This is a genomic window from Streptomyces sp. NPDC031049 (assembly GCF_055571015.1).
On the sequence record NZ_JBVIGC010000021.1, the window covers coordinates 12,803 to 25,696 of the forward strand.

General features: G+C 74.5%; 9 protein-coding genes. 4 read left to right on the forward strand and 5 right to left on the reverse strand.

Features of this window, described 5'->3' with window-relative positions; translation table 11 throughout:
* Positions 1-122: 122 nt before the first annotated feature.
* The 3 genes from ACZ45Q_RS28710 (at position 123) to ACZ45Q_RS28720 (ending at position 3,802) form a co-directional block, all read left to right on the forward strand.
* Positions 123-1,193, forward strand: a complete 1,071-nt coding sequence (locus ACZ45Q_RS28710) for a GNAT family N-acetyltransferase (protein WP_468266561.1) — start codon at positions 123-125, stop codon at positions 1,191-1,193.
* 258 nt (positions 1,194-1,451) lie between these two features.
* Positions 1,452-2,834 (forward strand): glycosyltransferase family 2 protein, encoded by a 1,383-nt coding sequence (locus tag ACZ45Q_RS28715; protein WP_468266779.1) that lies wholly within the window; start codon positions 1,452-1,454, stop codon positions 2,832-2,834.
* Between the two features lie 212 nt (positions 2,835-3,046).
* A complete protein-coding gene (locus ACZ45Q_RS28720) occupies positions 3,047-3,802 on the forward strand; it encodes a polysaccharide deacetylase family protein (protein WP_468266781.1) in 756 nt (251 codons plus the stop codon).
* Between the two features lie 19 nt (positions 3,803-3,821).
* Here the strand turns inward: ACZ45Q_RS28720 and ACZ45Q_RS28725 are convergent, their stop codons facing one another.
* The 5 genes from ACZ45Q_RS28725 to ACZ45Q_RS28745 form a co-directional block, all read right to left on the reverse strand.
* Entirely contained in the window at positions 3,822-4,901 is a 1,080-nt protein-coding gene (locus ACZ45Q_RS28725; protein WP_468266563.1) for a glycosyl hydrolase, read from the reverse strand.
* A gap of 13 nt (positions 4,902-4,914) precedes the next feature.
* Positions 4,915-5,325: a hypothetical protein gene (locus ACZ45Q_RS28730; RefSeq protein ID WP_468266565.1), complete on the reverse strand. Its 411-nt coding sequence runs from the start codon at positions 5,323-5,325 to the stop codon at positions 4,915-4,917.
* Positions 5,326-5,340: 15 nt separating this feature from the next.
* Positions 5,341-7,422, reverse strand: a complete 2,082-nt coding sequence (locus ACZ45Q_RS28735) for a glycosyltransferase (RefSeq protein ID WP_468266567.1) — start codon at positions 7,420-7,422, stop codon at positions 5,341-5,343.
* Between the two features lie 80 nt (positions 7,423-7,502).
* Entirely contained in the window at positions 7,503-10,028 is a 2,526-nt protein-coding gene (locus ACZ45Q_RS28740) for a lipopolysaccharide biosynthesis protein (protein WP_468266569.1), read from the reverse strand.
* Complete coding sequence (locus ACZ45Q_RS28745; protein ID WP_468266783.1) at positions 10,021-11,217, reverse strand: DegT/DnrJ/EryC1/StrS family aminotransferase; 1,197 nt, start codon at positions 11,215-11,217, stop codon at positions 10,021-10,023. The genes ACZ45Q_RS28740 and ACZ45Q_RS28745 overlap by 8 nt, the downstream gene beginning before the upstream one ends.
* 411 nt (positions 11,218-11,628) lie before the next feature.
* On the opposite strand from ACZ45Q_RS28745, the gene fahA reads away from it, so the two are divergent.
* Positions 11,629-12,840, forward strand: coding sequence for a fumarylacetoacetase (gene fahA / locus ACZ45Q_RS28750; protein ID WP_468266571.1), 1,212 nt, complete (start codon positions 11,629-11,631; stop codon positions 12,838-12,840).
* The last annotated feature ends 54 nt before the right edge of the window (positions 12,841-12,894 follow it).

Genomic DNA, 12,894 nt, shown 5'->3' on the forward strand with positions numbered 1-12,894 from the left:
CAAGGCCTCTGCACCGATTGGCAACAACATGGTCCGCTACCTACCGTCCGGGCTCCCCCCGGGGGTACCTTCCTTGTGTCCAGGGGGGACTTGATCGGGGGGTCGAGTTGAGCGTCGGACGCGTGCGTGTGCTGAGGCCCGGGGAGCTGGGCGAGGGGGAGAAGGAGCACTGGCGGGAGCTGCGCGCCAAGTCGCGGGCGCCGCGCAACCCGTTCATGGAACCGGAGTTCACCGGTGCCGTGGGGCGGGTGCGGCCCGGGGCGCGGGTGGCGGTGTTGTACGACGGGCGGGAACCGGCCGGGTTCCTGCCGTACGAGCGGGGGCCGTTGGGGCAGGGCCGGGCGATCGGCCTCGGTGTCTCGGACTGCCAGGGCGCGGTGCTGCCCCAGGGGCTGGTGCCGGACACGCGTGCCCTGCTGCGGGCCTGTTCGCTGTCCGGTTTCGCCTTCGACAACCTGGAGGCGGAGCAGGACCTGTTCCTGTCGTACGCCGCCGAACGGCATGCCGCCCATGTCATCGACGTGGAGCGCGGCTACGCGGCGTACGAAGAGGTGCTGCGGGCGCGGTCGCCGAAGTTCCTGAAGACCACGCTGGCCAAGGAGCGGCGGCTCGGCCGCCAGGTCGGGGACGTGCGGTTCGTGTTCGACGAACGGGACCCGGCCGTGCTGCGCACGCTGATGGCGTGGAAGTCGGCGCAGTACCGCAGGACCGGGCGCCGGGACCGGTTCGCCCAGGAGTGGATCACCCGGCTGGTCGGCGGGCTCGCCGAGACCCGGGCGCCGGAGTGCACCGGCACGCTCTCCGTGCTCTACGCGGGCGGCCGGCCGGTCGCCGCCCACTTCGGGCTGCGCTCGGCGACGGTGCTGGCCTGCTGGTTCCCGGCGTACGACCCTCAGTACGCGAAGTACTCGCCGGGGCTGGTGCTGCATCTGCGGATGGCCGAGGCCGCGGCGGCCGAGTGCATCGGCCTGCTCGACATGGGGCGCGGCGCCGCCGAGTACAAGGACTCGCTGAAGACAGGTGAACTGGCCGTCTACGAGGGGGCCGTGATCCGCCCCGGGCCGGGCGCCGTCTGGCAGTGGCTCGGCCGCGAGCCCGCGCGCCGGGCACAGAGCTTCGTCCGCACCCGGCCACGGCTGGCGTCGCTGGCGGTACGGACGTTGAGGGGCGCGGCGCGGCTGCGCAGGCCGTGACGGCGGGCGGGGAGCAGGCCAGCGAGGAACGGGCAGGCGGGGAACGGGCAGGCGGGGAGCAGGCAGGCGACAGGGGGTGGGCACATGGCCGGGGCATGGCGCGCGCGGCGGGAGCGGCCGGGGGGCCGGCGGGGGAAGCCTGGGTTCGGGTGGGTGAGGCCTGAATTCGGGTGGGTGAGGCGTGGGTTCGGGTGGGTGAGGCCTGGGTTCGAGCGGGTGAGGCCTGGGGTTCGGCGGGAGATCGAAGGGTTCTTGAGCATCGGCCCGGTGCAGGTCGCCGAGCTGCATCTGAGTGCCGACGGGGCGCGGCTCGGTCCGGGGCCGGGCAGTGCGCCGGTGACGTCCGGCGACGTGTTCGTCCTGGTCCGGCGGGCGGGGCGGCCCGTCGGCACGCTGGTCGGCACCGTGCCGGAGGGCGCCGACGCCACGGAAGTGCTGGCCGCGCTCGCGCGGGACCTGCCCGAGCCGCGGGGCACGGACGCCCGGCGGGCGGAGGACGTGGACGCTCAGCCGACCGACGACACCGCCGCCCGGCAGGCCGAGGACACGGCCGCGGCGACCGGGCGGGCGCCGTCCGCCAGTGTCGTGGTGGCCACCAGGGAGCGCGCCGGCCAGCTGGCGCGGGCCCTCGACTCGCTGCTCGCGCAGGACCACCCCGACTTCGAGATCGTCGTCGTCGACAACGCGCCCGTGACCCGGGACACCCGGGAGTTGATCGAGCGCAAGTACGGCGAGCGCGTGCGGTACGTGTGCGAACCGGTGCCCGGCCTCGCCGTCGCGCACAACGCCGGGCTCGCGGCGGTACGGGGCGAGGTGACCGCCTTCACGGACGACGACGTGGTCGCCGACCCGCGCTGGCTCACCGAGCTGACCGCGCCCTTCGCCGCCGACCCGGCCCTCGGCTGCGCCACCGGCCTGATCCTGCCCGCGCGGCTGCGCACCCCGGCGCAGGTGCTGCTGGAGAGCCACGGAGGTTTCGCGAAGGGCTTCGCGCCACGGACGTACGACCCGGCCGATCCGCCCGCCGACGAGCCCCTGTTCCCCTTCACCGCCGGACGGTTCGGCTCCGGGGCGAACATGGCGTTCCGTACGGCGGCGCTGCGCTCCGTCGGCGGCTTCGACCCGGCCACCGGCGCGGGCACGCGCGCGCGTGGCGGCGACGACCTCTACGGCTTCGTCCGCGTCCTCGCCCAGGGATACCGGCTGCACTACACCCCGGCGGCCCTGGTCTGGCACCACCACCGGGAGACCTGGCGGGACCTGGAGACCCAGGCGTACGGCTACGGGGCGGGCCTGACCGCCTATCTCACGGCGCTCCTGGTGAACCGGCCCGCCCTGCTGCCGGCGTTCCTCGCCCGCCTTCCGCGCGGCCTCGCCCACGCCCGCGCGCTGACCGCCGTGCGGGATGCGGACGGGGGCGGGGCGCCGGCCTCCGAGGGGGCCGGGACACCGGCGTCCGGCGGGGCGGCCGGGGCGTCGGGGGCACCCGGGCGAGCCGCGGCGCCGGGCGGGCATGACGCCCGGCACCATCCCTGGCCACGGCGCCTGTCCCGACTGCAACGCCGGGGCATGCTGTACGGCCCCGTCGGCTACCTGCGGGCCCGCAGGGCGCTGCGCACGGCCCGTCCGGAGGGGCGATGAGCGAGGGTGTGAGACGGGAGCGGGGGGCCGGAGCCGGGGCCGAAGGCGGGTCCGAGGCCGGAGGCGGGGCCCAGGCCGGAGGCCGGGACGGGGCTGGCACCGGGGCCGGCGTCGTCGGGCGGGCGCGGCGTGAGGCCGGCGGGGCGGCGCGGTCGGCCGAGCTCGGCGACGGGGCGGTGGGGCACATTCCCGTGTTCCTCTACCACGCCGTGATGGACGACCCGCCCGCCTGGATCGCCGAGTTCACGCTGACCCCACGGGCGTTCGCCGCGCATCTGGACGCCATCGTCGACAGCGGCCGCACGCCCGTCACCATCAGCGCCCTCGCCGACCACCTCGCCGGACGGTCGCCGCTGCCGCCCCGGCCGGTGCTGCTCACCTTCGACGACGGGTTCGCCGACCTGCCGGGACCCACCGCCGAGGCGCTGGCCGGCCGGGGGCTGACCGCCACCGCGTATCTCACCACCGGCGCCATCGCCCCGGGCGGGCGCAGCCTGCTGCCGCCCGCGCCGATGATGACCCTGGACCGGGCCGCGCTGCTGGAACGTCACGGCATGGAGATCGGCAGCCACACCGTCACCCACGCCCAGCTCGACACCCTGCCCTCCCGCCACCTGGCGCAGGAGCTGCGCGCCTCCAAGGCGGTTCTGGAGGACACCCTCGGCCACCCCGTCCGCCACCTCGCCTATCCGCACGGCTACAACAGCGCGAAGGTGCGCAGGATGGCGGCACGCGCGGGCTACGAGACGGCGACCGCGGTACGGCACGCGCTCAGCTCGGACCGCGACGAGCGCTACCGCATCGCCCGCCTCATCGTCCGGCGCTCGCACACCGTCGCCGACGTCGAGGCGTGGCTCGCGGGCACGGGGGCGCGGACCGCTCCTTACCGCGACGGGCCGAAGACGGTGGCCTGGCGCTGGTACCGGCGGGCCCGCGCGGCGGCACGCGGACCCGAGTTCGCAGGGTGACGGACGTCGGCCTGATGGGTCACCCGTGGGGCTGGTTGAGGTACGGGTCGGCGGCCACCTCGCGCAGGCTGCGCCACGCCTCCTCGCCCTGCACCGAGAGGTCGCAGTGCGGACCGGGATCGCGGTAGTTCCACTGGAGGGCGGCCTTGACGCCCTCCAGTCCCTTGAGCACCCCGGGCACCTGTGCGTACCAGTCGGCCTGCCGGCCCGGCCGGTCCGTGTCGAAGGCGCTGCCGAACTCCGAGAGCATCAGCGGCTTGTCGTCGGACAGACGGCTGCGGATCCACTCGTGCGTGGCGGTCTGCGTCCGGGCGAAGGAGAGCCAGTCCGTCTTGTGGCAACGGAAGTAGTTGTACTGGTTGTAGCCGATCCAGTCGACGTAGGCGTCCCCCGGGTACATCCGCTCGAACAGCTCCGCGTGGCCCAGGTAGCCGGTGATGATCCACGTCCACACGACGTTGTCGACGCCCAGTTCGCGGAACCGGTCGTGGATGTGCCGGTAGGCCCGGACGTACTCCTCGGGTGTGCCCGCGTCCGGTGTGCGGGTGTCCATCTCCAGGTCGAAGGAGAGGAACACCTTCTTGCCCGTGCGCTCCCCGTACTCCTCGATGCGCCGGGCCTGTACGTCGATCACGGAGTCGTCCAGCTCACCGTCGGCGATCTGCTTCCAGGTCGGCTGCTGCCGCTGCGTACCGCCCCACCACTTGCTCTCCCAGGACAGCAGCAGCATGCGGTCCTCGCCGACGCGCTGTTCCTGCTCGGTCAGCAGCTGACCCTCCAGCCGGGTCCCCGTGACCGCCGACATGTCGTGGTACGTGTACACGATGTCGAGCTTGCGGCCCACGCGCCGCTCGTAGGCGTGGACCCGCTCGGCCAGGTCGGTCTTGTCGTGCGGCACGAAGGCGCCGAACCAGGCGCCGCAGGGCGGTTCGAGCAATTCCGTCGGGCGGCACTCCTCGTCACGGCCGGTCGCGCCGCCGTCCGCCCCCGGACCCGAGGCCTCGCGCAGGGCGAGCAGGGCCAGCAGGAGCGCGCACGTGACCGTGACCGACGTGATCAGCAGCCGGCGCCGGCCGCCGAGGAACCCGGGCACCTTCACAGGGCAGAACCTTTCATGTACTCGGCATCGGGGACGCGCGCAGCCGCGGGCAGAACGCGGCGAGCGTGGTCAGCAGCGTGAGCGTCAGCAGGACGCGCTCGCCGCTGAACGCACGCGTGGCGATCAGCACGGTCGCCACCAGCATCGCGGCGCACACGCTGAGGAGGACGGCCAGCATCAGCCGTTCCAGCAGGTCGGAGTGGTGGTCGAAGCGGGCGTCCCGGCGCTCGACGGGCCCTTCGGCGGGCCGGGAGGCCGACGCGGGCCCGCAGATCCGCACCAGGGCGGCGCCCGGCCCGACGGCCAGGAAGACGGCGACGGCCGCGCCGCGCAGCGCGGACCCGCCGGGCAGGGCGAGCGCGGCGAGGGCCAGCCAGCCCCCGAAGGCGGGCAGCATACGGGTCACGAGATCCTGCGGTGTCATGGCTCGCACCCCTCCTCAGCTCGCCGGCTTCAGGACGTAGAGGACGCCGGCGCTGTTCTCGGCGACCAGCTCGAACCGCGGTGAGGCCGCCACGGACTCCCGTATCCGCTCCAACTGCGGCCCGGGAAGCTGGCCGTTCATCTCCGAGTTCGCCACCTGCCCCTGGGTGAGCAGGAAGTAGGCCCGGCCCGGTGCGTCCACGCCGGCCATGTCGCGGGCGAGCACGGCCGCCGGGTCCCGGACGATCGCGTCGACGTGCCGCCGGTCGTCGTCCAGGAACCAGTAGTGGTCGACGGCCCAGTACTCCTCGTAGGCGAGCGGGTAGTTGCGGTTGGCGGCGACGACCAGGGACCCGTCGGGCGCCCGGTCGAACAACTGCCGCACGAGGGCGACCTCCTGCGGCGGGAAGTAGTTGACGCGGTCCTTGCCCGAGTAGCTCGGCACGAACGCGAGGGTGCCGGCGAGCAGCGCGATCAACGGCACCCACGCCCCGAACCGCGCCCGGGACAGGACGGCGGAGGCGGAACGCTCACCCCTGTCGTCGGCGGCGTCGGCGGTCTCGGCGGCTCCTGCGGTGTCCGCGGTGTGTGCGGTGTGCGCCGGGTCGGCGGCCTCTGCGGCGTCCGCGGGCAGGGCGCGCACCCTGGGCAGCAGCGCGGCGGCGGCGAAGAATGCCGCGCCCGGCAGCATGAACATCAGGACCCGGAAGATCATCTCGCTGCCGTAGCTGCTCGCCGCGAACATCGGCAGCGGGGCCGCCGCGACGCACAGCAGCGGCAGTGCCCGGTGCCGCAGCGCTCTCTGCCGCACCACACCGACCAGCGCCAGCAGCAGAACGGAACCGGACAGCAGTCGCGCCGCCCAGGACGTGGCCACCGCTCCGGTGCCGGTCGGGGTGGCCCCGTACCCCGTCTCGACGTTGGCGCCGATGTCGCCGACGGAACGGATCATCTCCGGCAGTGCGGCGGACAGGAAGGGCAGGGCGGCCGTCAGACACCAGGCCAGGAAGATGACGACCGTCGTGACCAGCGGCACCCAGTCGCGGTAGCGGCGCGCGAGGCACAGGGCGGCGAGCGAGACGACCAGCATGCCGGGCGTCAGCTGGTGCGAGACCACGATGGCCGTGACCAGCACGGTGACGACGACCGTCCAGACGGCCTGCCGCTGCCGGCCGCCGGCTCCGCCCGAGCGGCCGAACCGGCGCAGCACGACGGCCAGGACGCCCAGGTGCAGGACGAAGGCGAGGGACTGCGGGGAGAAGTAGTCCTGGCCGACCCAGTTGGCGACGCAGAACAGCCACACCGCGGTCCAGATCAGCCGGCGGTCGGTGGTGAAGGTGCGGTAGATCAGCAGCAGCGGGAGCAGCAGCAGCGCGCTGGAGACCAGCGGCCACCAGGCCATGTACATGGCCGCGTTCTCCACGCCGAGGAGCCGTACCAGCGCCGCCTGGGCGGCGAAGAAGCCCGGCCACTGGTCGTAGACGGCCATGTCGCCGAGCTGCGCCTCGGTCTGGAGTCCGCCGGACGTCAGCAGATGGTCGACGACCGCGTCGTGCTTCCACGCCCACGCGTACAGCGGGGTCGGATACAGCAGGGCCTGGGTGGCCCGCTCCATCACCAGCAGACCGAGGACGTACGCGAACGACCAGCCCTGTGGGCGGCTCGGCGCGCGGACCGTGAACCAGAACCCGGTGGTCAGGACGGCGAGGCCGGCCCAGAACGCCGGGTGCAGGGCGGTGACGAGACCGAAGTCGTCGAGGGCGGTGACGTCCGTGCGGCGCAGCGCGTACGCCCACAGGGCGAGCGCGACGAGCAGCGGTACCGCCGGCCGGGCGGCGGCAGCGCCGTGCCCGTACCGGGCGGAGGTCAGGGGCGGGAGGTCGGACAGGTCCGTCACGGGGTCGGCCATGGCTTCACGCGCCTCCCGCGGGGTCCGGGAGGACTGCTCGCGTGGGGGGCGCGCGGAGACCTCCTCCTCTTCCCGGGTGCGGTGGGCCGATTCCTGCGAGGTGAGAGGGGCGGTGTCGGGCCGCTGCCCGTCGGGCCCGGAGGGCGCGGAGGGTGTCTCGGACGTGTCCGGGGTGTCCTTCCCGGACACGGGCTCTTCTGCGGTTCTCTCCCGTGGAGTTGCTTGCGGACGCACGGCGGTTCCCCCCTGGCTTCTGGCTCTGCGCTTGATCAGTCCCTGGTTGTGCCGTTCGGTCTGGTGCGGTGCGGGGGCTGCGTCGCCGGCGGGGGGCGGCGCAACGACAGGAGCAGGACGACGAGGACGAGCAGCAGGAGAAGGGGCGGCGCGACGGGCGCGAGCGCCTGCCGCCACACCCAGCCGCCCACCGCGGCGAGATAGAGGACCCCCCAGCGTCCCTGCCACGACAGTCGCTCGCCCGCGTGTGAGAGCAGCAGCCACAGCGGCACGAGACACAGCAGCTGGAGGACGAGCGGGGCCCAGCGCAGCAGGGGGCCGGGCCCGTCGAGCCCCACCGCTTCCGCCAGAAATCCGGCCGTCTGCGCATACAACGCCCCGCCCACCGGCCGTGGTTCCCAGCCGAGGGCGACGGGCGCGGCGTGCAACGCCAGTACGACCGAACCGAAGGCGGCGCGCGGCAGCCACGGGTCGGGGCGGGCGCACAGCGTCACCGACGCCACGAAGACCACGAGCAGCAGGCCCCCGGCGGCGAGCGCCGCCGGCGGCAGCCCGTCCAGCAGTGCGCGCCCCGTCAGCTCGGGTGCGGCACCCGACGTGACGCCCGGCCAGGGCAGTTCGCGCAGCGCCGTCCAGAAGGTGAGGGTGGCGGCGGCGAGCGACACCCACAGCACGACCCCGAGCCACCACTCACGGGTGTCGCCCCCGGCCCGGACACCGGTCGGCACCGGAAGGCCGGCTGCCACCGGAGCACCGGCTGCCCCCGGCACGCCGCCCTCGACGGCCACCCGCTCCTCCGCCCTGGCGCCTGTCTCGGCCTCCTCGCCCTCCTCGCCCTCCCCGTCCGCGTCGCGCCCTCCGGGTCCGGGTCCGGCCTCGGTGCCGTCGGGTGCTGCGGCGCGGCCGGTGTCCGAGGCCCCGGCCCGGCGCTCGCCCGCCCCCGGGTCCGGCCGTCCGGGACGGACGACCACCGCGAGGGTGTCCGCCTCCAACGCCTCCCGTTCGTAACCGGGGTGCCCTATGAACAGCGCGACGGTGTCCTCGGACGCCTCCCCGGCGCCGTCGGCCCCCCGCTGCTCGTACGCCGCCCGTCGCGCCCAGCCCGTGCCGTACCCGGCGGTGGCGTTGAGCCGCGCCCACCGGGTGCCGTAGACCGGCGTCCCGTCTCGGGGCTCCCCGTCGCCGTGCGGCAGCCCGCCCCCGCCCTGGACGGGGCCGGTGGAGCGGCGGGGGCCGGCGGACCGTCCGGAGCCGCCGTCCCGGAGCACCGCCCGCAGCCCGGGCACGCACCCGAGGGCGACCACCGTCATGCCCAGCAGCACCGCCCAGCCGGCCCCCGCGATCCCGGCCGGGGTGAAGAGGGCGGCGGCGCTGCCCAATACGAGCACGCACATGGTGCCCTGGACGGCGGCGAGCACGCCGGTCCGGCCCTGCACGCGCAGCACCCCGATGTACAGCTCCACGAGGATGCGGGGCAGCGCGGCCAGGGCGAGCAGCCTGAGCACGGTGGAGCCGTGCTCGGCGTAGTCGGCGTCGAAGGGGGCCAGGATGTAGGGCGCGAAGAGCACCAGCACCGCAACCACCGGCACCAGCAGCAGCGTCATGCGACGCAGCGCGCCGCGGACGCCGTCGGCGAGCCGGCGCGGGTCGTGCGAGGCGTGGGCGGTGAGCGAGGAGGCCATGTTGATGGCCATGAACTCCATCGTGCCGCCGACGGTGTACGCCACGTAGAAGTAGCCGTTCTGGGCGGCGGTGAAGTTGACCGCGACCATCACCGGCAGCAGGTTGATCATCGCGAGGCTGAACAGCGCGCCGAGCGAGTCACCGGCCAGGAAGCGGCCCATCTCGCGCAGCCGTGGCGGTTCCACGTCGCGGTCGGCGGCGGCCTGGCGCGGGATGAGCCGGCGGAAGATCAGCCAGCCCAGCGGCAGCGTGGAGAAGGCGATGGCCACGGCCCAGGACACGAAGATGCCGAGCACCGGCAGCGTCGTGGCGAAGACGATGAGCAGGACCAGCTTGCCGACCGAGAAGACCGCGTTCCCGGCGGGCACCCACTCGGCTCTGCGCAGCCCGGTCAGCACCCCGTCCTGGAGGGTGAGCAGGGCCCAGGCGACACACGCGGCGACGAACAGCGCCCCGGCCGCCGGGGTGCCCAGCGGCGCGTACGAGGCCCCCCACAGGTCGAGGGTCAGCAGGAAGACGCCGGCCGCCACGGCGACGACCACCGAACTGGCCGCGTAGGCACGCCACACCAGCGCCCCGGTGGCCCGTCCGGCGCGCGGCACGAAGCGGACGACGGCGCCGATCATCGTCGTCGCGGTGATGCTGGCGAGCAGCCGCATGGCCGCGATGGCGGCGGAGCCCTGGCCGACGGCCTCCTCCGAGTAGTAGCGGGCGGCCACGAGCCAGAAGCCCAGGCCGAGCACGGCGGACACACCGGTGCTGAGCATGAGGAAGTAGGCGTTCTTGAACAGCGAGTCGCCGCCGTGCCCGCCCCCTGCCGGCTTCGGTCCGCCGTCGGCGGGCGCCGCGGCGGTCTCGTGCACCCGCGTCTCAGCCACCGACCGGACCCGGCCCTTCCGCGGCGGGGTTCTTCAGTGCCTCCGGTACCCGTGCCGGCCGCACCCCGGCCTCCTCCAACGCCTCTACGGCCGCCCGCGCGCGCAGCGGGTCGACCGGCAGCGCGTGCCGGGCGAACCAGCGCGCCGCCTCGGGAGCGGGCGAAGGGTCGGTGAAGGCCTCGCCCGCGTAGTCGTCCAGCGGCGGGTCGTACAGATAGCCGACGACGATGCCCCGCCGGGCGAGGGCCGCGGCGGCGGTCTCCCGGTCCGCCACCAGCAGCGGTACCCGGAACAGCGGCTGGGCCCGTCCCGGCTCCCCCGCTCGCGCCGACGGCCCGGCCCAGCGCGTCGACAGCAGCAGCTCCGTCCCCGACCGGCTGGCGGCCAGCACCTCGTCCAGCCGGTCGAGCCTCCGGCCGACACGGGCCAGCCGGAACCGGCCGGGCCGCAGCCGGTAGTCGTGCATGTCGACGCGTACCCACGGGTCGTACGCCGTCAGGTCCGGTGCCGCGGTCGCCGCACGGGCCAGGTCGGCGGGGCGCAGCGGCATCCGGATCTCCTCGCGCTCCATCCGACCCAGCAGCCGCAGCGTGGCCCAGGCCGCCCTTCTCAGGCGCAGGGCGCGCACCGCCGCCTCCGCGTACGGCCGTACGGCGTAGGCGAGTTCGGCCGTGGTCCGGCGCGGGGCCAGGAGGGCCTCGCAGGCCGTGGCCAGGGTGTCGCGCAGCCCCGGATCGGCGACGGCGAGGATGCCCCCGGCCTGCGCGCCGGCGTGCTTGGACAGGCTGAAAACGGAGGCGTCGCCCCACGCTCCGACCGGCCGCCCCCCGACCTCGCTGCCGATGGCGTGCGCGGCGTCCTCGAACAGCGGGATGCCCAGCGCGTCGCAGCGCGCCCGCAGTGCCGGCGCCGGGTCGGGGTTCCCGTACAGGTTCGTCGTCAGGACCGCGGACAGCGAACCCCACACCTCGTCGGGCACGGCATCGGTGTCGATGGAGGCGTCCAGCGGGTTCAGCGGCGCCTGCACGGGCCGCAGGCCGGCCGCGAGGACGACGAAGAAGATGACGTCGTCGTTGACCGGCGACATCAGCACCCGGCCACCCGGCGGGCACCAGTGACGCAGCGCCACGAACAGGCCGAACCGGCACGACGGTACGTATACGCATTCCCGGCCCAGCCGTCCGCGCATGGTCTCTTCCAGCAGCTCGCGCCGCGAAAGCGCCCACGCCGAACCCGGACCGGCCTCCCCAATGGCCATCCGCCCCCCCCTGGTGTGCCGTCGGAACGCCCCCTCCCCGAGGCCTTCCGGCACTCGCCCAGAGTCGCCCCGTTCGCACCGCTCCGTCAAGATTGCGGCCCGCCCTGTGGACAACTTCCCGCACACAAGCGGAAGCGGAGCGCAACCCGCCGACCCGGCCCCGCGCTGCCCCACGGGCCGCCCCACCGGCACCTTCCTCCTCCCTCGCGCTCTCCCGTGCCGACACCTCCGGCTCTGCCCAAGACCGGCGTGTCCGCCGTAACGTGTGGCCCGGCCACGGAACACGTGGCGCACCCGGCGCGCACGGCGCACATGGCGAGCACGAAAGCGAGGCAGCACCCGATGCCCCCCTTCGATGTCCCCGAGGGCGACCCCTTCGGTCCGCACAACCTCCCGTACGGCGTGTTCTCGATCCCCGGCACGCAGGAGCGGACGGTGGGCGTCCGGCTCGGCGACCACGTCCTCGACGTCGGCGCGGCGGCCCGCGCGCTCGGCTCGCCGTACGCCTCCCTGCTCGCGCGGCCCACCCTCAACCCGCTGCTGGCGGCCGGCCGCACCGCCTGGTCGGACGTCCGGCGCGCGCTCACGGCCTGGGTGACGGTCCCCTCCCACCGCCAGACCCTGGAACCGCTGTTCCACCCCCTGTCGTCGGTGACCCTGCACCTGCCCTTCGAGGTCGCCGACTACGTCGACTTCTACGCCTCCGAGAACCACGCCCGGAACGTCGGCCAGATCTTCCGCCCCGACGCGGCCGACTCCCTGACCCCGAACTGGAAGCACCTTCCGATCGGCTACCACGGCCGCTCCGGCACGGTCGTGGTGTCCGGCACGGACGTCGTACGGCCGTCGGGTCAGCGCAAGGCGCCCGCCGACGCCGCGCCGGTCTTCGGTCCGTCCGTCCGGCTGGACATCGAGGCCGAGGTCGGCTTCGTGGTCGGTGTGCCGTCCGAGCTGGGCCGGCCGGTGCCGCTCGGGGACTTCCGCGAGCACGTCTTCGGGCTGTGCCTCCTCAACGACTGGTCCGCGCGGGACATCCAGGCCTGGGAGTACGTCCCCCTCGGCCCGTTCCTCGGGAAGTCCTTCGCCACGTCGGTGTCGGCGTGGATCACGCCGCTGGACGCCCTGGACGAGGCGCGGGTCTCTCCTCCGGAGCGCACCCACGAGCTGCTGCCCTATCTCGACGACTCCGCTGACGAGCCCGGCGGCTTCGACCTGCGGATCTCCGTGGCGATCAACGGCCATGTCGTCTCCGAGCCGCCGTTCTCCACCATGTACTGGACCGCCGCGCAGCAGTTGGCCCACATGACCGTGAACGGGGCCTCCCTGCGCACCGGCGACCTCTACGGCTCGGGCACGGTGAGCGGTCCCACCGAGCGGGAGCGCGGGTCCCTGCTGGAACTGACGTGGAACGGCCGCGACCCGCTGGAACTCCCCGACGGCAAGCGCACGTTCCTCGAGGACGGCGACGTGGTCACCCTGTCGGCGTGGGCCCCGGGTCCGGACGGCACGCGCGTCGGGCTCGGGGAGGTGACGGGGCGGATCACCGCGGGCTGACGCGAGCCGCGGGGGACGCCTCACGGCCTCCTGGCCCCCGGGACGGCCGGTGCT